This window comes from Pseudomonas sp. IT-P44 (genome assembly GCF_949768225.1).
GTDB classification, from domain to species: domain Bacteria; phylum Pseudomonadota; class Gammaproteobacteria; order Pseudomonadales; family Pseudomonadaceae; genus Aquipseudomonas; species Aquipseudomonas migulae.
The window spans coordinates 1-22,240 of the sequence record NZ_CATKQM010000005.1; the positions used below are offsets into that span (position 1 = coordinate 1).

A 22,240-nucleotide genomic window follows, 5' to 3' on the forward strand; every position below is an offset into this window, starting at 1 on the left:
AAGCGCCCCCTCGAGAGGCCGAGCGCAGGTTCTGCGCAGTGGGCAACCCGGCAAGGATGCCGGGTTAGCCGCCCCCGGCCATGGATGGCCGATGGCGGCGGGCCCACGGAGCAGGACCGGAGCGAGGGCATGCCGAGCCAAAGCGAGGCACCGAACGAAAGGGGCAAGAGCCCTTGGTTACTTGGGGCTCTTCCAAGTGACTCGCCGTAAGGGCGAAACCGCCAGCCGCCATCACCACAACAACGGATATACACACCAAAAACAAATGCTCAGCAATCACCGCCAAATCTTGATATCGGTCAATTGCAGATCCGTCCTTTGTCCGTAACCTCCACTGCATGTTGTGTTTTTAGATGAATAAAAATCTATATGTAGTATCTGGAGGCCGAATGCAAAGCACGCTGATCTCAGTAGGAAGTAACCGTTTGCACAAGCGCAACGGTGACCTGGTTGCCTTCGACGCCGACAAGATCCGTCAGGCGTTGATCGCTGCCGGCAGGGCAACCGGGGAATACACCGACGTTGAAGCCGAAGGCCTGCTCGAGGCCGTACTCGCCCGCCTGGAAGGGCTGCCGAGACTGCATGTCGAACAGATCCAGGACCGTGTCGAACGGGTGCTGATGGACGCCGGTTTTTTCTTCGCCATGCGCGCCTACATCGTCTACCGCGAACAGCACGGACGTTTGCGCCGCGACCGCCGGACCCTGGTCGAGGTCGCCACCTCCATGAACGAATACCTCGACCGTGAAGACTGGCGGGTCCAGGCCAACGCCAATCAGGGCTATTCCCTGGGCGGGCTGGTGCTGAACGTGTCGGGCAAGGTCACCGCCAACTACTGGCTGGACGAGGTCTACAGCGAAGCCATCGGCCAGGCCCACCGCGAGGCGGATTTGCATGTGCACGACCTCGACATGCTCGCCGGTTATTGCGCCGGATGGTCGCTGCGCACGCTCTTGCACGAAGGGCTCAACGGTGTGCCGGGACGGGTCGAAGCCGGTCCGCCGAAGCACCTGAGCAGTGCCCTGGGGCAGATGGTGAATTTCCTTGGCACCCTACAAAACGAATGGGCCGGTGCCCAGGCGTTCAGTTCGTTCGACACCTACCTGGCGCCCTATGTGCGCAAGGACCAGCTGGGTTTCGAGCAGATACGCCAGGCGATCCAGGAATTCATCTACAACCTCAACGTACCGTCGCGCTGGGGCACGCAAACGCCCTTTACCAACCTGACCTTCGACTGGGTTTGCCCGCAGGATCTGCGTGAGCAGATTCCCATCATCGGCGGTGAGGAAATGCCGTTTGCCTATGGCGACCTGCAAACCGAAATGGACCTGCTCAACCGCGCCTACATCGAGGTGATGCAGGCCGGCGATGCGAAAGGGCGGGTGTTCACCTTTCCGATCCCGACCTACAACATCACCCATGATTTTCCATGGGACAGTGAAAACGCTGACCGCCTGTTCGAGATGACCGCGCGTTACGGCCTGCCGTATTTCCAGAACTTCCTCAATTCGGACATGCAGCCCAATCAGGTACGTTCGATGTGCTGCCGCTTGCAACTGGACGTGCGCGAGTTGCTCAAGCGCGGTGGCGGTTTGTTCGGCTCGGCGGAACAGACCGGATCGCTCGGCGTGGTGACCATCAACTGCGCGCGACTGGGTTATGTGTTCAAGGGTGATACCAGCGGTTTGCTCAAGCGTCTGGACACGCTGATGGAACTGGCGATGGAGAGCCTGGAGGTCAAGCGCAAGGTGATTCAGCATCACATGGACGCCGGTTTATACCCGTACACCAAGCGTTACCTCGGCACCTTGCGCAACCATTTCTCGACCATCGGCCTCAATGGCCTGCATGAAATGTTGCGCAATTTCACCGGCGACAAGGAGGGCATGCACACCGAGCACGGTCGGCAGTTTGCCCTGAGGATGCTGGACCATGTGCGCGCCACGCTCGTGCGTTTCCAGGAAGAAACCGGCCACCTCTACAACCTCGAAGCGACGCCGGCCGAGGGCACTACCTACCGTTTCGCCAAGGAAGACCTCAAGCGCTATCCCAACATTCTCCAGGCCGGCAGCGCGCAGGCGCCGTATTACACCAACTCCTCGCAACTGCCCGTGGGCTACACCGAAGACCCCTTCGAGGCCCTGGAACTGCAAGACGAATTGCAATGCAAATACACCGGCGGGACGGTCTTGCATCTGTACATGGCCGAGCGGATTTCTTCGACCCAAGCCTGCAAGCAACTGGTGCGCAAAGCCCTCGGGCGGTTCCGCCTGCCGTACCTGACCGTGACCCCGACATTCTCCATCTGCCCGGTGCACGGCTACCTCGATGGCGAGCACGAGTTCTGCCCCAAATGCGACGAGATCCTGCTGCTCAAAGAACAGCAAACCGGCACCGTTCACTGATTTCGATCCACTCAACCGCAAGGAGCTTCACCATGATTGCATCGCAAACACTGCCCCAGGCTCAACGTCAACGCTGCGAAGTCTGGACCCGGGTGATGGGTTATCACCGTCCGGTGTCGGCGTTCAATCCGGGCAAACAGTCGGAGCACCGCGAACGGGTGCACTTCACCGAAAGCGCGGCCGTGGCCGGGCGCCAATGAGTCGAATGCTGCGGGTCGGGGGCATGGTGCCCCTGACCACTATCGACTATCCGGGACAGCTCGCTTGCGTGCTGTTTTGCCAGGGGTGCGCCTGGCGTTGTCGTTACTGCCATAACCCGCAACTGATCCCGCCTCGTGGCACCGAGCAAGTGGATTGGCGGCGGGTTATGGCGTTTCTGCAACGTCGACAGGACCTGCTCGATGCCGTGGTGTTCAGCGGCGGTGAGCCGACCTTGCAGGACGCGTTGCCCGGCGCCATGGATGAAGTGCGCGCCATGGGATTTCGCATCGGTTTGCACAGCGCCGGCATCAAGCCGGCCGCGTTCGCCAAGGCGCTGGCCGGGGCCGACTGGGTGGGCTTCGACGTCAAGGCATTGCCCGAGGATTGCCAGGCCATCACCCGCGTCGAGGGCAGCGGAACAGCCAACTGGCGCAGCCTCGAGCATCTGCTGGCCAGCGATGTCGACTACGAATGCCGCACCACCGTGCATTGGCATCTCGTCGAACCGGCACGTCTGTTGACCCTCGCGCAGCGATTGAGCGCGCTGGGCGTCAAGCGCTTCGCCGTGCAACTGGTGCGCACCGAGCGAATGTTCGATCCGCTGCTGCCGAGCGTTTCGGCACAGGCCTTGCTACCCGATCTTTGGGAAGCGATGCGCGAGTTGTTTCCAGCGTTCGTGTTACGGGGGTAACCGAACCCGAGGAACAACGTTCAACAGTGACATCCACCATGAATTTCAAATGCGCTGCCAATCAGGCAGGTATCAAACTGGGAGCATTTGATATGGCTAAATTAACCACGGCACAACGGATCGTCATCGGCTTTGCAATCGCGCCGCTGGCGCTGATGGGCATGGCGTTTTACGCGTTGCACGATCTGGCAACGCTCAAGGAACAGGCGGTGGTCATCGTCAAACAGGACTGGCCGAAGATCGAGCCGATCATGGTCATTGCCACGGGCGTGCGCGATAACGCCAGGAACACCCGGGACTTGCTGATCAACAAGGACAATCAGCAAGTGCAGCAGTCGATCGACGCCACCAAGAAACGCATCACCCAGGCGCTCGAAACCCTTGAACCGCTGTTCTATCTGCCAGAGGGCAAAGCCGCTTACCTGGCCCTGAAAAAGAACCGCGAAGCCTACGTTGCCGCGTTCACCCAGGTGCAGGTCTTGATTCGGCAAGGGGCTTCCGACGATGCCATGGCCCAGCTGAAGCAGAAAGTCGTACCGGCCGAAGCCGAGGTGTATCGCAGCCTGGATGAGTTGATGGCGCTGCAAGGGAAAATCTTCATCGACCGTGAACAGTCGGCGCAGGCGCTGTACAGCGATGCCCGGCGCAACATGCTCGGGTTGTTCCTGTTCTGCCTGGCGCTGGTGATTGCCGCTGCGATAGTCGTCACGCGCAGTGTGACCCGGCCATTGGGTGGCGAGCCGGATGATGCCGCACGGTTCTTGAGTGAAATCGCCGAGGGCGACCTGACGATTCAGGTGCCGGTGGGGGCAAGTGCCGACGGCAGTGTGATGATGAACATGCATCAGATGCAGCAAAGCCTGAATGCCATGGTCAAGCACATCGCTTCTTCGGTTGACCGGGTAGCCAGCTCTTCCGAAGAACTGAGTGCCGTCAGCAGCCAGACCGCCAGCAACCTGCAATTGCAGGGGCTGGAGATCGAGCAGGCGGCTGCGGCGGTGAATCAGATGACGGCTGCGGTGGATGAAGTGGCGCGCAACGCGGTCAGTACTTCCGAGGCCTCCAAACAGTCCGAGCAAACCGCGCAGCGCGGCCGCGAACAGGTTCAGGAAACCGTGGTTGCCATCGGCGAACTGGCCGATGGCGTCACCGACACCTCGCAACGCATCGAGCAACTGGCGGGCCGGGTGCAGGACATCAGCAAAGTCCTGGACGTGATTCGCAGCATCGCCGAGCAGACCAATCTGCTGGCCCTCAACGCGGCAATTGAAGCCGCACGGGCCGGGGATGCCGGGCGCGGCTTTGCCGTGGTCGCCGATGAAGTGCGCGCGCTGGCGCATCGCACGCAGGAGTCCACCCAGGAAATCGAGCAGATGATCGGCAACATTCGCCAGGATACCGGCCATGCGGTGACGGCCATGCAAAGCAGCAGTCATCTGGTGCGAGCCACCCTGGAAGTGGCGCAGCGCTCAGGTGATGCACTGGATCAGATCACCCGGTCCATCTCGCAGATCAATGAGCGCAACCTGATGATTGCCAGTGCCACGGAGGAGCAGGCGTTGGTGGCGCGTGAGGTGGATCGCAATCTGGTGGGGATTCGCACCTTGTCCGAGCAAGTCTTGCTGGGTGCGCAGCACACCGACACCGCTGGCCATGAACTGGCACAGATGGCCGGGGCGCTGCATCAGACCGTGGCGCGATTCAAGGTCTAGACCCACCGGGCAGGTGGTTGTGGAGGTGGGCGCTCAGGACCAGCCCCAGAACTGCAACCACCAGCCAAACCCGATCAAACCATTGGCCAACAGCAGGCAGGCGCTGCCCGACATGCGCCGCGCCAGAGAGCGGTTTTCGCGGCTCAGTCGCTTCCATCCCAGCAGCAAACTCCAGCCTATCGCGGCCACCAACAGGCAGGCCCTGACCGGTTGCACCCATTCCAGCAGCAAACCTTCATAGCGCAGCAGTTTCACGGTGGTTGCCGACAACCCGAGAAACAGTCCTGCACCACCCAGGGGCGTGAGCGTGAGCGCCAGGGGCCAATACAGTGCACGATCACCCGCCAGTCGAGCGCTCAGGCGCAAGAGAACCATTAGCACGGTGCCGAGCAGCACCGAACTCAAACTCAGGTAAGTGACGATGCTGAACCCGTCGAGCCAACTGAAGCTGTCGTTGAGCTGCGGGTAGTGGGTGAGCAGCCACCAGGGCGCGTTGTCTTGCAAGGCCCAGAGCTGGTCGTGTTCAACCAGCCATTGGGCAAGCGTTTGTTTGAGGGCGACGAACCAGGGGCTGACTGTCCACTGGAATGCGCCCATCGCCAGGCCGATCACACCGAACAGCAGCAAGCGAGCATCCCACGGGGATAGCGTCTGCGACGTCGCGTGAAGAATCTCTTGATTGCCCGACCGGGCGATCAACTGGACGGCACCACGTTGCCCGCTGCAGCGCCCACAGGCATGACAATCACTGGCGCCTTGCAGGCGTCGGATATCGAGCAACGGTGCGCAGTTGGGGGGTGGCAGGCGTGGCGGGGCGTTTTCTATCCAGCGTTGTTCATTGACCTGAAAATGCACCGGCGCCAGGCGGGCGAGCAGTGCAAACACGCCGCTGACCGGGCACAGGTAACGGCACCAGACCCGCTTGCCTCGGGCGAACAACAACCCGACGCCCACCGCAGCGACAGTCGAACCACCTAGAATCAGCAGCGCCGCCTGGGCGTAGTCATAGACGCTGATCAACTGGCCATAGAGGGTCGTCAGGCAGAACGCCAGGGTCGGCCAGCCGCCCCAGCGCAACCAGCGCGGCACGCCCATGCCTTTACCGTAATGGCTGGCCCATTCGCTGAGCGAGCCCTCCGGACACAGCACGCCACACCAGAGTCGACCGAACATCACGATCGACAGCAGCACGAACGGCCACCAGATCCCCCAAAACAGAAACTGCGCAAGCAAGGTCAGGTTGTCGAGCATTCGTGCCTGGCTGTCCGGCAGCGGTAACAGCGGCGGGATCACCAGCAGCACTGCGTAAAACACCACAACCAGCCACTGCGCGGCACGAATGAACCGCGCATGACGACGCATCCCGTCACCCAGTCGCTGGAGCCATCGATTGTGCCAACTCAGTTCAGGCATGGGACTTTTTCCATCGTCCGTTGCCGTAGCCATCCGCCGACGACCAGCCAGTAACCGATCCACACCAGCAAGGTCAGGGCACTGGGGGTTGCCCGATAACCGGCAAAACCGGCCAGGAAACCACCGAGTCCATGGCTGTCGCTCAGTAAGACGCTGCTGTCCCAGAACGCGTCGCCAATGACGCCGTAAACCTGCTCCGGCAGATCGAGGGCGAGCAGTTGGCCGCCGATTCGCTCGGTGCCACTGACCAGCAATGCGGCCCCGAGCATGAGCAGGATGACTTCGCTGATGGCAAAGAATCGTTGCCACGAAATGAACCGGCGGCTGCTGTGCAGCAGGATGATGGTCAACGCCGACAGCACCAGCCCCATGGCACCGCCGATGGCAAACAAGCCGAGCTGCGGGCCTCGCAGTTGAGCACCGGCGCCATAGAGAAACACGACCGTTTCACTGCCTTCACGACTGACCGCGAGCATCGCCAGCAGCAACAACCCCATGCCACCTTGCCGGGCCAGATGGCTGTCGGCGTGGCGCTGCAAATCCTGTTTGAGGGAGCGCCCGTGACGGTGCATCCAGCCCACCATTTGCACGATCAACAGGCTGGCGACCAGGGCGAGTGCGGCCTGGAACCATTCACTGGCCGAGCCGCTCATGGCCTCGCCGGCAAACAGAATCAGCACGGCCAACAGACCCGAGAGCAGCAACCCCAGCCCCACGCCGACCCACAAGTATTTGACCAGTCGATGGCCCTGGTACTGCTGGCTGGCCCAGGCCTGGAGAATGCCGATCACCAGCAACGCCTCGACGCTTTCGCGCCAGACGATGAACATTGATTGATTCATGAAAACTCCGTGCGCTGACAGGTTATTTCGCGAGGATGCCGCCCTCGGGCAATTGCGGATTGAACTCGTCGAAAAACGGGTAGTGACCGGGCCTGAGCGGGTGAATGACGACAAAGGTGGTCACGCCCGGTGACATGACTTTTTCAACCCGCAGCGGTGTGCTCTCGAATTCGGCCGGCCCCTGACCGTTGTTTTTCAGGACGATCTTGAATCGCTGCCCGGCCGGGACCTCCAGCAAGGCCGGCGTGAAGTGGCCATCGCGCAGGATCAGTTCGTAGCTCGGCAACTCGGCATGGGCGGTCAACGGCGCAAGGGCTCCAGCCACCAGCAGGCAGGCAACCTGCAGGCGTTTCATTCAATAGCCGCCTTTTTTGCCAATGCCGGCGTAGACGAATTCGTAGTGCAGTTCGCAGCGTTCGAACCAGGGCGCGACACCGGTTTCCTTGTCGGTGTGGCGACCGAGAGAGGCGTGACCACCGGGTGGCAGGATGGTGAAGGTGAGCTGATATTTGCCCGGCCCCATCAGCTTCACATTGTCGCCGTAGTGCGGACCGTCGTTGGCGACCATGGCGTGGAAATCGCCTTTGAGTTCCGGGTCGTTGCCGTGCTTTTTCAGATTGAAAGAGACGTTGAGATAGGGCACGAAACTGCCTTCCTGAAAGCCCTGGTGATTATCCGCAGTGGCGCGGATGTCGGCCTCCAGGTGCACATCCGAATCCGCAGTGGCGCGCATCATGCCTGCCGGTTCCATCTCGATCGGTTGCAGATAAACCGCCCCGACTTCCAGCCCCGGACACAGCTGTGGTTCGCCGATCGGGTATTCCTTGGCCTGAGCCAGCGGTACGAACAAGAGCAAAGCGAGTGTGAGAGAGGTACGCATGATTTCTTCCTGGGCACTGACGAGTAGGAACCCGAGTCTAGGAAGGTTTGCTGCGAACAATAATGATTGCTATCAAGTTTTCAGTAATTAAACCGACGGCTCGTCGCGCCGGCGAAATCGCTGGGCGCGCTCGACGCTGTGGGTCATCTGTGCCGCCGCATGGACGGTCAACGGATGCTGGGTAAATCCGGCTCTGGGGGAAATGTAGCCGGCCATTTCCCGGGCAACGGCGAGCTGACGTTCCGAACCTTCTGCCAGCAGCGCGATGACCAGATTTTCCAGGGCAATCACGCGGACACGCAAGTGAACCAGTTCGGCGTTTGTCAGCGCAGGCGGGGCGATAAAGGCATCGCTATCGATGGATGTTGCGGCGTCTTGATCGTCCCATGTCGACAGCGGTGGACGGTCGGGTGTCTCTGCGTTCGGGTGAGGATTTTTATTGATCATGAGCGACGCCTCCAAGTCTGTTCGGCCGTTATCAGCTTAGCCTCAGGATCATGATCGGGGGAGGGCAGTCACGCGATGTCGATAGCTTGATATCCATCAAGGACAGCTGCGCGCGATGGTTGTAGCTTGGGAAGCACGCCTCTCAATGACTGGAGATCGGCATGGCCAAGAACTTCCCCGACAACCCCAAACACCCCGAGCGGATTTGCTGGGGGTGCGACCGGTATTGTCCGGCCAAGTCGTTGGCGTGCGGCAATGGCTCCGAGCGTACGATGCATCCGGCCGAGATGTTTGGCGAAGACTGGAATGTGCCCGGCGATTGGGGTATCGAGCCCCTCATCGTCACAACCAAGGCGGCGGATGACGATATCTGACGCAGGTCCAACCTGGTCATAGCGCAGTCTTGCGTTCCATGCCCGCAACCATCTGTCATGAAATGAAAAGCCTGTGTCGTCTGATGAGAAGCGGCTCACCAGACTGCGTCCTACAGTCCAATCAGCGCAAATCGACGCTGTACAGACTGGAGAATAAGAAAAAATGGCCAACGCCGTACGCTTCTACGAAACCGGTGGTCCCGAAGTCCTCCGTTATGAGGAGGTCGAGGTCGGCGATCCCGGTCCAGGCCAGGTTCGTCTTCGTCATGTGGCTGTAGGCCTTAATTATGCCGACACCTATTTTCGCAATGGCACTTACCCGATTCCGATGCCCAACGGCATGGGGGTTGAAGCGTCCGGTGTGGTCCAGGCCGTTGGCGAAGGGGTGACCAACGTCCAGGTGGGGGACCGCGTCACCTATACCGGCTTCCTCAACACCCTTGGCGCCTACAGCACCGAACGGCTGATCGCGGCCGCGCCGTTGATCAAACTGCCGGAAACCATCAGTTTCGAGACCGCTGCGGCCATGACCATGCGCGGCCTGACGTCTTCGTACCTGATGCGCCGCATCTACGACTTCAAGGAAGGCGACAGCATTCTGCTGCACGCCGCCGCCGGTGGCGTCGGCCTGATCGTCTCGCAGTGGGCCAAATTGCTCGGTTTGAACGTGATCGGCACGGTTTCGACCGAGGAAAAGGCCCAAATCGCCCGGGCTCACGGTTGCGACCATACTATCAATTACAGCCATGAAGACGTCGCCGCCCGCGTTCGCGAGTTGACCGATGGCGTCGGCGTCAACGTGGTGTTCGACAGCGTCGGCAAGAACACCTTCGCCGGCTCCCTGGATTCGCTCAAGCGTCGTGGCCTGATGGTGTGCGTCGGCACGGCATCCGGTCCGATCCCTGCGTTCGACCCGGTGATGCTGGCGATGAAAGGCTCGTTGTTCCTGACCCGTCCGGCCCTGGCTGACTACATCGCCGACCCTGCGGAGAAAGCTGCGCTGGCCGGTGAGTTGTTCGACCACGTCGGCAGCGGCCGGATCAAGATCGAGATCAACCAGCACTACGCCTTGCAGGATGCGGTGCAGGCTCATCGCGATCTTGAGTCGCGCAAGACCACCGGTTCGTCGATTTTCGTCATTTAAGGAGCGGCCAGCCATGAAAGTCGAACAATTGACCTGCAACATCGGCGCCGAACTGATCGGCGTGAACCTCGCCGACGCGGTGCATGACGACGGTCTGTTTGCCGAGATTCGTGCCCAGTTGCTCAAGCACCGGGTGGTGTTCCTGCGTGATCAGAACATCACCCGCGACGAGCACGTGGCCTTCGCTCGCCGCTTTGGTGAGTTGGAAGACCATCCGGTGGCCGGCAGCGATCCGGATCATCCGGGGCTGGTGCGGATCTACAAGAATCCGGACCAGCCGATGGACCGCTATGAAAACGCCTGGCACACCGACGCCACCTGGCGCGAGGCGCCGCCAATGGGGTGCGTGTTGCGCTGCGTGGAATGCCCACCGGTCGGCGGCGACACCATGTGGGCCAACATGGTCGAGGCTTATGCGCGTTTGCCGGAAGACGTGAAGGTGAAAATCGCCGACCTGCGTGCCCGTCACAGCATCGAAGCGAGTTTCGGTGCGGCGATGCCGATCGAGAAACGCCTGGCGCTCAAGGCGATGTACCCGGACGCCGAACACCCGGTGGTGCGCACCCACCCGGAAACCGGCGAGAAGGTGCTGTTCGTCAACGCCTTCACCACCCACATCAGCAACTACCACACCTCTGAGCGGGTGCGCTTCGGCCAGGACGCCAACCCCGGCGCCAGCGAATTGCTGCGCTACCTGATCAGCCAGGCGTACATCCCCGAGTATCAGGTGCGCTGGCGCTGGAAGCCCAACAGCATCGCCATCTGGGACAACCGTAGTACCCAGCACTACGCCGTCATGGATTACCCGCCGTGCCATCGCAAGATGGAGCGCGCCGGGATCATCGGCGACAAGACCTACTGATCGACCCTTTCTGCATACGCACTCGTAAACACGTCTGCCCGGCACGATCCCGGGTGGGCGGGACAATCATAAAAAGTGGAGTAAATCATGCAATTCTTCGACGATTCCCTGCACCCGGAAAACATGGAAAAAGTAGTCATCACCGTGGCCCCGTACGGCCCGGAATGGATGCCTGAAGATTTCCCGGAAGACATCCCGCTGACCATGGACGAGCAAGTCCAGAAAGCGGTCGATTGCTATGAAGCCGGCGCCACGGTCCTGCACCTGCATGTGCGTGAACTGGACGGCAAGGGTTCCAAGCGCCTGTCGAAGTTCAACGAGCTGATCGCTGGTGTGCGCGAAGCGGTGCCGGACATGATCATCCAGGTCGGCGGTTCGATTTCCTTCGCCCCGGAAAGTGATGGCGAAGCCGCCAAGTGGCTGTCCGACGATACCCGCCACATGCTGGCCGAGCTGACGCCAAAACCGGATCAGGTCACGGTGGCGATCAACACCACCCAGATGAACATCATGGAGCTGTTGTATCCGCAATACCTGGAAGGTACCTCACTGGCTAACCCGTTGATCCAGGCTGCCTACAGCGAAATGACCGTGCCGGCCGGCCCGGCCTGGGTTGCCGAGCACCTCAAGCGCCTGATGGACAACGACATCCAGCCGCACTTCCAGCTGACCGGCATGCATGCCCTGGAAACCCTCGAGCGCTTGGTGCGCAAGGGCATCTACAAGGGCCCGCTGAACCTGACCTGGATCGGCATCGGTGGCGGTTTCGACGGCCCGAACCCGTTCAACTTCTTCAATTTCATCCACCGCGCGCCGAACGGCTGCACCCTGACCTCCGAGTCGCTGCTCAAGAACGTCATGCCGTTCAACACCATGTCGATGGCCATGGGCATGCACCCACGCGTGGGCAATGAAGACACTATCATTGATCACAAGGGTGATCGCTTCGGCTCGGTGGCGCAGATCCAGCAAACCGTGCGCATTGCCCATGAACTGGGTCGCGAAATCGCCACGGGCAAAGAAGCCCGCGAGATTTATCGCATCGGTGTGAAGTACGACAGCATCGAGCAGACCCTGCTGGCCAACGGTATGGCCCCCAACCGCAAGGCTGGGCAAAAGGGTGTGCCGCAACGCGGCTGACCGGCGGTCCGGACGAGGGGCCGCAACCTCTCGTCCACCGCACTGCAACACGCTTGATAACAACAATAAATAAAAGCATTGAGGAGGCTGCATGGCCTTTCACCCAATCGCCGCTGACGATGACGACGCAGGTTGCGTCGGCGTTTCGCGCCAATATGCCTGGATCGTTTTTGCATTGACGTTCGGCCTGTTGATTTCCGATTACATGTCGCGTCAGGTGCTGAACGCGGTGTTCCCGCTGCTCAAGAGCGAGTGGGCCCTGAGCGACGGCCAGCTCGGGTTGCTCAGCGGCATCGTTGCCTTGATGGTCGGCCTGCTGACATTCCCGCTGTCGTTGATGGCTGACCGCTTTGGACGAGTCAAGAGCCTGGCGCTGATGGCGCTGCTGTGGAGCCTGGCCACGCTGGGCTGCGCATTGGCGCAGGATTACCAGCAAATGTTCATTGCCCGGTTCATGGTCGGCGTCGGTGAAGCGGCTTATGGCAGCGTCGGTATCGCCGTGGTGATTTCGGTGTTTCCGAAACACATGCGCGCCACCCTGGCCAGCGCGTTCATGGCGGGCGGCATGTTCGGCTCGGTGCTGGGCATGGCGTTGGGCGGTGCCATCGCGGCCAAGCTGGGCTGGCGCTGGTCGTTCGCCGGCATGGCGTTGTTTGGCCTGGTGCTGGCGATGCTTTATCCGATCATCGTCAAGGAAGCGCGCATCGCTCCGCAACGGGTCGCCAAGGCTGTCGCGGGGGCCAAGCGTCCGCTGCGTACGCTGTGGTCCAGCCGTTCAGTGGTAGCGACCTACGTCGCCAGCGGCTTGCAGCTGTTCGTCGGCGGCACGGTGATGGTGTGGATTCCCAGCTACCTGAATCGCTACTACGACATGCCGACGGACAAAGCCGGCGCCATGGCGGCGATCATCGTGCTGTGCAGCGGTGCGGGGATGATTGTGTGCGGCATGCTCAGCGATCGGCTGTGTCGCAATTCGCCGGAACGCAAGGTCAGCCTGGCCATCGCCTTTTGCCTGGGCAGTTGCCTGCTGCTGTCGGCGGCGTTCGCAATGACGGCAGGGCCTATGCAACTGGCACTGATTTGCCTGGGCATGCTGATTGCCACCGGCACCACCGGCCCGGCTGGCGCGATGGTCGCCAACCTGACCCATTACTCGGTCCATGGCACGGCCTTCGCCACGCTGACATTGGCCAACAACATGCTGGGACTGGCGCCGGGGCCGTTCATCACAGGAAGGGTGTCGGACCTCATCGGCCTGCATGCCGCTTTCCAACTGGTGCCATTGGTCAGCCTCGCGGCAGCGGCCGTGTTCTTTTATGCCAAGTGTCATTACCACAAAGATATTGCCCGCCTTCAGGGTCAGCGCGTGCCTGACCCCGTCAGCCAGGCCGGGTTAGAGGTGAAGTTGTGAGTCGTCGTCTACAGATTGATGTGTTTTTCGATTTTATCTGCCCTTGGTGCCTGATCGGCAAACGCCAACTGGAGCATGCGCAGGTACAGTTTCGCAGTCGCCATCCGGATGTGCAGATCAGCACGCAGTGGCATGGCGTGCAGTTGCTGCCGCAGTTGCCGTTGGAGGGTGAGCCCTTTGTCGATTTCTACCGCAAGCGCCTGGGCAATGCCGATGCCATGACCATGCGCCAGGCCCAGGTACAAAAGGCTGCCGCGGCGGTTGGACTGAGCATCGACCTCGGCCAGATCGAGACGATGCCCAATACCGCAGACGCCCATCGCCTGTTCGAGCGGGTCAGCGCGCAGGGCAACGCTGCCCAGAGTGAAATGTTGCTTGAGCGGCTGTTCGCCGCTTATTTCCGCAAACGCGAAAACCTTGGTTGCCGCGAGACCTTGCTCGCCATTGCCCGCTCCTGCGGCATTGATGCGCAGGTCTTGGCTGACTGCCTGACGGGCGACGCCACGCCATTTGCCGGATCACCCGAGGCGAGCAGTGGCGTACCCGGCTTTCAGTTCGATCGCCGCATGACCGTGGTGGGTGCGCAACCTGCAGCGGTGTTGCTCGGGGCCATGAGCCAGGCACTGAAAGAAAGTGATTACGAGCGGCAACCTGTATGACCCGGCGTATCCCCGTGCCTGCCGGCAAACACCCGCAGGTCGGCGGTCGTGCACTGTTCGAATTCGATGACAAAAGCCTGGCGCTGTTCAACGTCGGAGGTGTCTTGTTCGCCATCGACGACAGTTGCCCGCACCAGGGCGCCTCGCTGTGTGGCGGGCGTCTTGAGGGGCGAGTGATTCAGTGTTGCGCCCATGGTCTGCGCTTCGATCTGCGCAGCGGTTACCTGCTCAATTCCACCGCAGTCAAAGTCGCCAACTACCCGGTCGAGCTCATCGACGGCCAGGCATTCATCGTCATTGTTCCCGAGGAGGCCGCGCCATGAGCGCCATCGCTCTCACCCGTATCCACAGCCGAACGCGCGAACTGGCGCCGGGTTTTGTCGTCAGTCTGATCGTGGCGGCGGCCGCGTCCTTTTTGTCCGAGCACTACGGTGCGCCGGTGATGCTGTTTGCCTTGCTATTGGGCATGGCCCTGAATTTTCTGGCCGGCGACGGTGCCTGCAAGGCCGGCATCGAGTTCACGGCGCGCACCGTGTTGCGCATCGGCGTGGCGCTGCTGGGCATGCGCATCACTCTTGAACAGATGGCTGCGCTGGGCTGGAAGCCAGTGGCGCTGGTGGTGATTCTGGTGGTGGTGACCATCGGCGTTTCAGTGATCGCTGCCAAGGCGCTGGGCTTTCAGCGTTTGTTCGGCATGCTCACCGGAGGGGCCACGGCAATTTGTGGTGCATCGGCCGCGTTGGCGTTGGCGGCAGCGCTGCCCAATCATCCGCAGAAAGAACGCGCGACGTTGTTCACGGTGATTGGGGTGTCGGCGCTGTCGACTCTGGCGATGATTGTGTACCCGATGATTGCCAACTGGCTGCAACTGTCGCCGCAAGTGGCGGGGGTGTTTCTCGGGGCGACCATCCATGACGTGGCCCAGGTGGTCGGCGCCGGTTACAGCATGTCGACCGAGACCGGCGATACGGCCACGGTGGTCAAGCTGATGCGGGTCGCGATGCTGCTGCCGGTGATCGTCACCGCCGCGATGATTACCCGCATGCAGGGCGCCGATCCGACCGGCAAGCGACCACCGTTGTTGCCGTGGTTCGCCGTCGGTTTCCTGTTGCTGGCGTGCATCAACAGCACCGGCTGGGTGGCCCCGGTGGTGCAGGGCTCGATCAATGAGTTGTCGCGCTGGTGCCTGGTGGTGTCCATCAGTGCCCTGGGCATGAAGACCCAGCTTAAGGAACTGGCGGCGGTGGGTATCAAGCCGATCCTGTTGATGGTGGGGGAGACGGTGTTCCTCGTCGTGCTGGTGCTGTTGTTGCTGCACTGGGGCCTTTGACACCCGACGCATAACGCTTTTTGACAGAGGGCTGCACCGCGGTTGACTCCTCACTGTGGTGGTGTCCTCGACCGGTGTCGACAACACCGGTTTTTTTCGGCGACTGTGCCAGCAGTCGCCGTTTTTTTTGCCCGGTGTGAGCTTGCCAGGGAAGGGCCAGAGGCCAGGCTTCCCACGTCATCGTTGACCTCCATCGGTGCCTTTGCCAGCGTTGATCCATGTCGCGTCAAAGATTGTGGGAGATTGTTGTTTGAGTACATATCCGTTTTTTCGGATGCGGCGGCTATTGGTTTCGCCCTTACGGCGAGTCACTTGGAAAAGCCCCAAGTAACCAAGGGCTCTTGCCCCTTTCGTTCGGTGCCTCGCTAATGCTCGGCATGCCCTCGCTCCGGTCCTGCTCCGTGGGCCCGCCGCGATCGGCCATCCTTGGCCGTGCGCGGCTAACCCGGCATCCATGCCGGGTTGCCCACTGCGCAGAACCTCCACTCGGCCTCTCGAGGGGGCGACGACCGCCACAGCCGCCGAGGCGGCCTGAAAGCCGACCTGGCTCTACGGTCGTGCGCACACTCCCGCACTGTGGTGGCCGCACTAATTTTGGATGTTTGCACATTCCCCTGTAGGAGCCGGCTTGCTGGCGATGGCGTCCGTCCAGCCAATACATACGTTGACTGATTCACCGCTATCGCCAGCAAGCCGGCTCCTACACGGGGATTGGGTTCACACGACTCAAAATTGTAGGAGCCAGCTTGCTGGCGATGGACGTCAACGATAACGCGGGCTGTCTGAATGAACGCGTTGCCCCGACGTTTTTTCGCCGGCAAGCCGGCTCCTACAGGGGACACGTATGCTTTTGATTTCCACCACTCATCAGGCCGAGCGTTAGCTCGCCTTCAGCTTTTGATCTGAGCGCCCCCTCGAGAGGCCGAGCGCAGGTTCTGCGCAGTGGGCAACCCGGCATGGATGCCGGGTTAGCCGCCCCCGGCCATGGATGGCCGATGGCGGCGGGCCCACGGAGCAGGGCCGGAGCGAGGGCATGCCGAGCCTAGGCGAGGCACCGAACGAAAGGGGCAAGAGCGCTTGGTTACTTGCCGCTTCTGCAAGTGACTCGCCGTAAGGGCGAAACCCATAGCGGCCGTTACCGCAGGAATGGATATGTACACCTGAAAGAGATTGGTCGGCTGTCTGGCTCACTCCTACAACAGGCGCGATATCAGTAGGGTTTGGGTGGGGCCGCGTCCGTCGGGGCTTTTGCCGAACCTTGCTTTTGCACCCGCCACGTCGCCGGCGGCATGCCGAACTGACTGATGAACCACCGCGTAAACGAACTCGCCATCGAGTAGCCAAGCATGTCGGCAATGCGACCAAGCGTGTAATTCGGGTTGTCCAGATAACGCAGCACCAGGTCGCGGCGCACATCGTTGATCACATCGTTGAACGCACAGCCATCATCCTTGAGGCGACGTTGCAGGGTGCGAACGTTCATGCCCTGGCTCTGCGCGACTTGCTCGATGGTGGCGCGGCCCATGGGCAGCAGCAGGTAGATGGCCTTGCGCACTTCGAACAGCATCGAAGTGCCTTGGTGGCTTTGCAGCGAATCGAGGTAGCTCTGGGCGTAACGGGCCATGGCCGGGTCGGCATTGGCGTTGGTCATGTCCAGGCTGGCACCTGCGCAAACGATGCCGTTGAACTCACTGCCGAACTCCAGGGTGCAGCCGAACAGGCGACGGTGCAGTTGAAGGTTGTCGGGGGCCTGGTGAGTGAAATTGACGCTGTAGGGATGCCAGTGAGAGCCAAGCAGGGCGGCGCACAGGCGGAACATCACGCCGATGGCAAGCTCAGTGGCCTGTCGACTGGGCATCGGCGAGTCGGTGACCACCTCTTCGCGAATGATCACCATCTTGCCGGCCTCTTCAATGAAGATGGCCAGCGAATCATTCATCAAGTGCCGGTAATGCACCACCACCTGCAAGGCATCACGCAACGTGCGCTGATGGCTGAGCAGCAGGCTGACCACGCCGAAGTCCGAGAGCTGGCGCGACTCGGCCATGCTCAGGCCGAAGTTCTGGCAGCCGCTGGCGGCGGCTGAATCCTCCAGCAGTCGCACGGCGGCATCGATGGGAATGCGATGCTCAGGGGCTTGCAGCAGGGCTTTGCTCAAGCCGACGCCGGCCAGTACATCGCGCGGGTTGAACCCCAGGTACTGAGTAACCTCCAGGTAGTTGGTCAAGACGGCGGCGCGAACAAGCTTGGGCATGCGAAGGTCTTTCCTGGGCCGGTTGCGATTCAGATGAGCGTGGCGACTATATCCAGCACATCAGCGATTGAACAGTTGCGATGTTGTCGAGGGCGCTCGCCAGTTTCTGTCCGCAATCACCTCCGTTGTCGTGGAGCAATCGACGCACACCCATTGATTACAGTGAGCTGCAGAGAACCTGTGGGGATTTTCGACCAGTGGTCGGCGCGCGCCAATACCTGGAAATCTGTCATGAAAAGAAAAGTGCCTGACGTCCAATGAAAAGCGCCTGGGGTGGGCGCTCTTTAATGTCAGTCCTACAAAAAGCCCCTGGCCACAGAGCCAGTCGAGTCATCGAGAAAGCGTAGGTGCTGAAGTGGACAAACTGCAAACTGCCGCAACCGTTCTGATCGTACCGGGCCTGCGCGAGCACGTTGCCGAACATTGGCAGACGTTGCTTGAAGCCAGGCTGAGCAAGGTACGTAGTGTGCCGCCGCAGGAGACCGACAAGCTCGATTGCAACAAGCGCGTGCAAGCGATCCAGCACGCGCTGGAGCAGATCGACGGGCCGGTGATCCTGGTCGCCCACAGCGCAGGCGTACTGATGGTCGCGCACTGGGCCGCGCACTACCGCCGGCCGATCAAGGGCGCGCTGCTGGCCGCTCCACCTGACCTCGATGCCCCTTGGCCGTCAGGCTACCCATCGCCTGAAACCCTGCGTAGCCAGGGTTGGGATCCTCTACCCAAAGGGCCGCTGCCATTTCGCAGCCTGGTGGCCGCCAGTACCAACGACCACCTCGCCAGCCTGGAAGCCGTTACGCACCTGGCTGAAGGCTGGGGCAGCGAACTGCTCAATCTGGGTGACGTCGGTCATCTCAATCCTGCTGCCGGGTACGGGCACTGGCCGCAAGCCGAAGCCCTTATCCTCGAGCTGGATCGCTAGTTCAGGCGCCGGTTGGCTCGCGCCATCCGGCATTTGCCCTCACTCCTGAAAAACGCAAACCCCTGGAACAAGAGGGTGCGCGAGGGCGGCTGCGCTTAAAACAAATACAAAATGGCGGAGACAACGCAATGCACAACAATAAGAGTCACGGGTTCACCGCTTCACGCTACACCTTGCTGGCCTCAGCCATTCTCGCGGCAACGGTGCCGATGGCCCATGCGGCAGAGATCGAGACAGGTAACCCGGACTGGACCGTTCGCCTGGATAACACCATCAAGTACAACTATGGCGTGCGCACCGAAAGCGCGGACAAACGCATGTTGGGTACGCCCAACAACAACGACGGTGACTACAACTTCCGCAAGGCCGGGACCAACATCACCAACCGCGTCGACCTGTTGACCGAGATGGACGTGGTCTACCAGAACCACATGGGTTTTCGCGTCAGCGCCGCCAGTTGGTACGACAAGGCCTACGAGAACACCGGTTCCAATTCGAACCCGTTCGTCAACGGCAACGGTTCAACCTCGGGCCTGGTCGCCAACGACCCGCGCCTGGCCGGGGTCACCAATGACAACGTCGGCAACGGCAGCCCGCACCTGAGCAACTATGCCCAGCGTTACTACACCGGTCCGTCCGGTGAAATCCTCGACGCCTTTGTGTTCTACAGCACCGAAGTGGGCGAGGAGTCGATGCTGAGTTTCAAGGCTGGCCAGCACAACGTGTTCTGGGGCGAGACCATTCTCAACCCGGTGCATTCGATCAGCTACGGCCAGTCCGGCCTGGACCTGGCCAAGCTGGCCGCGTCGCCGGGCACCGAAGCCAAGGAGCTGTTCGTTCCGCGCAATCAGCTGTCGATGTCCTTCACGATCAATCCCGAACTGACCGTGGCCGCCCAGTACTTTCTCGACTGGGACGCCGCACGCCTGCCGGAAGCCGGCACCTACTACGGCGGCTCCGACCTGGTCGGTTTCGGCGCGCAGTCGTTCCTGCTGGGTAACACTAATGCTGTCGTGCCTGGCAGCCCTCTGGGTTGCGGCCTGGCGCCGTGCAACGGCTTGACCAACGTGCGTCGCGGGCATGACCTGACGCCGGACAAACGTGGCGACTGGGGTCTCATGGCCAAGTGGTCGCCCGCCTGGCTGGACGGCACCCTCGGCGTTTACTACCGCGAAACCTCGGAAATCCTCCCGCAAGCCTGGCTGGATGCCCGAGGCCTGAGTTCGGCCAACCCGAACGGCACCCGGCCGGCAGGGCAAGTGCCCGCGGTGATCAATACGCTCAACTCGCTGAGCACCGCCACCTATCAAATGGCCTATGCCGACAACATCAAGATCGTTGGCCTGAGCCTGTCCAAGGATGTGGGTGGGGTGAGCGTGGGTTCGGACCTGAACATTCGTCACAACATGCCGCTGGCGAGTATTCCGGCCGTTGTCAGCACTAACAGTCCGCTGGGCCTGGGCGCGGGTCTTGGCCTGTTGCCGGCGCGTACGGCTGCCACCGGTGTGGTTTATGACACCCCGCAGAAGGGCGACAGCATGGCCGCCACCGGCGACACCTTGCACTGGACGCTCAACGGTCTGATGACCATTGCCAAAACGCCTGTATTCGATTCGGCAACCCTGCTTGGCGAGCTGTATTACAGCAACCTGCTCAAGCTCGATAGCAAAAATGAGGCGCTCTACAAGGGCAAGGGCACCTACCACGGCATCGACCAGCCAACCCGGGACAACTGGGGCATCGCGGTCAACTTCACACCGACCTGGTACCAGGTGTTTCCCGGTGTCGACCTCAACGCGCCGATGTCCATCAACGTCGGTCTCGATGGCGTTTCACCGGTCTCCGGTGGCGGTGCCAAAGACACCGGTAACTACGCCATCGGTCTCGGGGCCGTTGTGTACAACAAATACTTTGTCGACCTGAAGTACGTGGACTCTTTCGGCAAGACCGACAAGTGCAATGTCAGCGGTGTGAGTACCGGCCCGACCGGAGGTGACGGCGCTGCGCCGAACGCCTTCAGCGGTAACGAAAACTACGCCTGTTACGCCGGTGGCTACTCGGCCTTTTCCGGTGGTGGTGCAACGACTGAGGACCGTGGCGCCGTTTACCTGACGATGAAAACCACTTTTTGATTCAACACTGATTTGCTCAATGCAAGCAGGAGAATAACAAGATGAAATTCGCAAAAACCGTGTTGGCCGCTTCGCTGGCCATGGTCCTGGTCGCTCAGGCACAGGCCGCTGTTTCAACTCAGGACGCTGCCAAGTTGGGCAGCAGCCTGACCCTGGTGGGCGCCGAAAAGGCCGGGAACGCTGATGGTTCCATCCCTGCCTACGACGGTGGCCTGACCACGCCACCGGCCAGTTTCAAATCCGGTGACAGCATGCGCCCGGATCCGTATGCCAGTGAAAAACCGTTGCTGGTGATCGATGGCAAAAACGTCGATCAGTACAAGGGCATGCTCAGTGCCACCACAGTGGAACTGGCCAAGCGTTTCCCGACTTACCGTGTCGATGTATACCCGACCCACCGCACCGTTTCGCTGCCAAAAGCCATCCTTGATAACGGCGTGAAGAATGCCAGCGGCGCCAAGTCCCTCGAAGGCGGTCTGGCCATCGATAACGTGCTGCCGGGCGTGCCATTCCCGATCCCGCAATCGGGCAGCGAAGCGATGTGGAACTTCCTGCTGCGCTATCAAGGCGTGAGCATCAACTCCAAGTACGACTCCTGGAACGTTGACTCCGCTGGCGTGCCAAGCCTGGCCACCACCGGGCAGGCGTTCATCTCCTACCCGATCTACGAAAACCTGGCGCAACCGATCAGCAGCGCCGACGTGTACTACCAGATGAAGCTGTCGTACACCGGCCCTGCTCGCCGGGCCGGTGAAGCGGTGATGCTCAAGGACGCCGCCAACCCGCTGCAGCAACCGCGCCGCGCCTGGCAGTACCTGCCGGGTCAGCGTCGGGTCAAACTGGCACCGAACCTGGCTTACGATACGCCTAACCCAGGCACCGCCGGCGCGGGCACCTACGACGATGTTTTCGTGTTCAACGGCGCGCTGGACCGTTACGACTGGAAGCTGGTGGGCAAGCAGGAAATGATTGTGCCCTACAACACCTACAAGCTGACCTACGCCCAGGATCCGAAGTCGCTGACCACCGCCAATCACCTGGCACCGGACTTCGTGCGCTGGGAAAAACACCGCGTCTGGGTGGTGGAGGGCAACCTCAAGGCCGGCTCCCGCCACATTTATCAGAAGCGCCGCTTCTACCTTGATGAAGACAGCTGGACCGCTCTGGCCTCGGATCAATACGACGCTCGTGGTCAGTTGTACCGTGGCTCCTTCGCCTTCCTCAGCCAGAGCTACGACAAGCAGGTCCCGGACTCCACGCCCTTCATGATTTACGACCTGGTCGGTGGTTCCTACAACATCAACGGCGTGGTCGGGCCTTATGGCGGCATCAAGTACATCGATCCGCTTTCCAAGGCCCAGTGGTCGTCGGAATCCCTGGCCGGCAGCGGCATTCGCTAAGCCAACCGCAAAAAAGCGCCT

21 protein-coding genes are annotated in these 22,240 nt (G+C 61.1%); 15 read left to right on the top strand and 6 right to left on the bottom strand.

What is annotated here, in order from left to right; genetic code table 11:
• Positions 1–389 precede the first annotated feature (389 nt).
• The 4 genes from ACM6IO_RS01680 to ACM6IO_RS01695 all read left to right on the top strand — a co-directional run bounded on the left by ACM6IO_RS01680 (position 390) and on the right by ACM6IO_RS01695 (position 5,009).
• The gene (locus tag ACM6IO_RS01680; protein WP_414910778.1) at positions 390–2,405 is read left to right on the top strand and encodes a ribonucleoside triphosphate reductase; all 2,016 of its coding nucleotides are present in this window, start codon (positions 390–392) and stop codon (positions 2,403–2,405) included.
• 32 nt (positions 2,406–2,437) lie between these two features.
• Positions 2,438–2,605 (top strand): anaerobic ribonucleoside-triphosphate reductase, encoded by a 168-nt coding sequence (gene nrdD, locus ACM6IO_RS01685; RefSeq protein WP_008032934.1) that lies wholly within the window; start codon positions 2,438–2,440, stop codon positions 2,603–2,605.
• Positions 2,602–3,297: an anaerobic ribonucleoside-triphosphate reductase activating protein gene (locus tag ACM6IO_RS01690; protein ID WP_414910779.1), complete on the top strand. Its 696-nt coding sequence runs from the start codon at positions 2,602–2,604 to the stop codon at positions 3,295–3,297. The genes nrdD and ACM6IO_RS01690 overlap by 4 nt, the downstream gene beginning before the upstream one ends.
• A 92-nt stretch (positions 3,298–3,389) precedes the next feature.
• Complete coding sequence (locus ACM6IO_RS01695; RefSeq protein ID WP_008032931.1) at positions 3,390–5,009, top strand: methyl-accepting chemotaxis protein; 1,620 nt, start codon at positions 3,390–3,392, stop codon at positions 5,007–5,009.
• Positions 5,010–5,042: 33 nt separating this feature from the next.
• Here the strand turns inward: ACM6IO_RS01695 and ACM6IO_RS01700 are convergent, their stop codons facing one another.
• The 5 genes from ACM6IO_RS01700 to ACM6IO_RS01720 all read right to left on the bottom strand — a co-directional run bounded on the left by ACM6IO_RS01700 (position 5,043) and on the right by ACM6IO_RS01720 (position 8,591).
• Complete coding sequence (locus ACM6IO_RS01700; RefSeq protein WP_192226484.1) at positions 5,043–6,422, bottom strand: 4Fe-4S binding protein; 1,380 nt, start codon at positions 6,420–6,422, stop codon at positions 5,043–5,045.
• Positions 6,410–7,264, bottom strand: coding sequence for an FTR1 family iron permease (locus ACM6IO_RS01705; RefSeq protein WP_414910780.1), 855 nt, complete (start codon positions 7,262–7,264; stop codon positions 6,410–6,412). The genes ACM6IO_RS01700 and ACM6IO_RS01705 overlap by 13 nt, the downstream gene beginning before the upstream one ends.
• Positions 7,265–7,286: 22 nt before the next feature.
• On the bottom strand, positions 7,287–7,619 hold the full coding sequence (locus ACM6IO_RS01710) for a cupredoxin domain-containing protein (protein ID WP_008032923.1): 333 nt from the start codon (positions 7,617–7,619) through the stop codon (positions 7,287–7,289).
• Positions 7,620–8,144, bottom strand: a complete 525-nt coding sequence (locus ACM6IO_RS01715; RefSeq protein ID WP_280163527.1) for an iron transporter — start codon at positions 8,142–8,144, stop codon at positions 7,620–7,622. It lies immediately after the preceding gene.
• 87 nt (positions 8,145–8,231) lie between these two features.
• Positions 8,232–8,591 carry a hypothetical protein gene (locus ACM6IO_RS01720; RefSeq protein WP_192226490.1) on the bottom strand — a complete coding sequence of 120 codons (360 nt, stop codon included), beginning with the start codon at positions 8,589–8,591 and terminating at the stop codon, positions 8,232–8,234.
• Between the two features lie 161 nt (positions 8,592–8,752).
• Between ACM6IO_RS01720 and ACM6IO_RS01725 the strand changes: the two genes are divergently transcribed.
• The 8 genes from ACM6IO_RS01725 (at position 8,753) to ACM6IO_RS01760 (ending at position 15,511) form a co-directional block, all read left to right on the top strand.
• Positions 8,753–8,965, top strand: coding sequence for a DUF3079 domain-containing protein (locus tag ACM6IO_RS01725; protein WP_223452503.1), 213 nt, complete (start codon positions 8,753–8,755; stop codon positions 8,963–8,965).
• Between the two features lie 163 nt (positions 8,966–9,128).
• Positions 9,129–10,109, top strand: a complete 981-nt coding sequence (locus ACM6IO_RS01730; protein ID WP_008032914.1) for a quinone oxidoreductase family protein — start codon at positions 9,129–9,131, stop codon at positions 10,107–10,109.
• 13 nt (positions 10,110–10,122) lie between these two features.
• Positions 10,123–10,971, top strand: a complete 849-nt coding sequence (locus ACM6IO_RS01735; RefSeq protein WP_414910781.1) for a TauD/TfdA dioxygenase family protein — start codon at positions 10,123–10,125, stop codon at positions 10,969–10,971.
• A gap of 87 nt (positions 10,972–11,058) precedes the next feature.
• Complete coding sequence (locus ACM6IO_RS01740; protein ID WP_008032909.1) at positions 11,059–12,111, top strand: 3-keto-5-aminohexanoate cleavage protein; 1,053 nt, start codon at positions 11,059–11,061, stop codon at positions 12,109–12,111.
• Between the two features lie 91 nt (positions 12,112–12,202).
• A complete protein-coding gene (locus ACM6IO_RS01745) occupies positions 12,203–13,522 on the top strand; it encodes an MFS transporter (RefSeq protein ID WP_008032908.1) in 1,320 nt (439 codons plus the stop codon).
• On the top strand, positions 13,519–14,181 hold the full coding sequence (locus tag ACM6IO_RS01750) for a DsbA family oxidoreductase (protein WP_414910782.1): 663 nt from the start codon (positions 13,519–13,521) through the stop codon (positions 14,179–14,181). The genes ACM6IO_RS01745 and ACM6IO_RS01750 overlap by 4 nt, the downstream gene beginning before the upstream one ends.
• Positions 14,178–14,504, top strand: coding sequence for a Rieske (2Fe-2S) protein (locus ACM6IO_RS01755; RefSeq protein WP_414910783.1), 327 nt, complete (start codon positions 14,178–14,180; stop codon positions 14,502–14,504). Before ACM6IO_RS01750 ends, ACM6IO_RS01755 begins: the two co-directional genes overlap by 4 nt.
• Complete coding sequence (locus ACM6IO_RS01760) at positions 14,501–15,511, top strand: YeiH family protein (RefSeq protein ID WP_223452508.1); 1,011 nt, start codon at positions 14,501–14,503, stop codon at positions 15,509–15,511. Before ACM6IO_RS01755 ends, ACM6IO_RS01760 begins: the two co-directional genes overlap by 4 nt.
• 1,210 nt (positions 15,512–16,721) lie before the next feature.
• Here the strand turns inward: ACM6IO_RS01760 and ACM6IO_RS01765 are convergent.
• On the bottom strand, positions 16,722–17,765 hold the full coding sequence (locus ACM6IO_RS01765) for an AraC family transcriptional regulator (protein ID WP_008040964.1): 1,044 nt from the start codon (positions 17,763–17,765) through the stop codon (positions 16,722–16,724).
• Positions 17,766–18,120: 355 nt separating this feature from the next.
• On the opposite strand from ACM6IO_RS01765, the gene ACM6IO_RS01770 reads away from it, so the two are divergent.
• The 3 genes from ACM6IO_RS01770 to ACM6IO_RS01780 all read left to right on the top strand — a co-directional run bounded on the left by ACM6IO_RS01770 (position 18,121) and on the right by ACM6IO_RS01780 (position 22,219).
• Entirely contained in the window at positions 18,121–18,687 is a 567-nt protein-coding gene (locus ACM6IO_RS01770; RefSeq protein ID WP_414910784.1) for an RBBP9/YdeN family alpha/beta hydrolase, read from the top strand.
• Positions 18,688–18,815: 128 nt separating this feature from the next.
• The gene (locus ACM6IO_RS01775) at positions 18,816–20,819 is read left to right on the top strand and encodes a DUF1302 domain-containing protein (RefSeq protein ID WP_192226495.1); all 2,004 of its coding nucleotides are present in this window, start codon (positions 18,816–18,818) and stop codon (positions 20,817–20,819) included.
• 41 nt (positions 20,820–20,860) lie between these two features.
• Positions 20,861–22,219 (top strand): DUF1329 domain-containing protein, encoded by a 1,359-nt coding sequence (locus ACM6IO_RS01780; RefSeq protein ID WP_192226497.1) that lies wholly within the window; start codon positions 20,861–20,863, stop codon positions 22,217–22,219.
• Positions 22,220–22,240 lie beyond the last annotated feature (21 nt).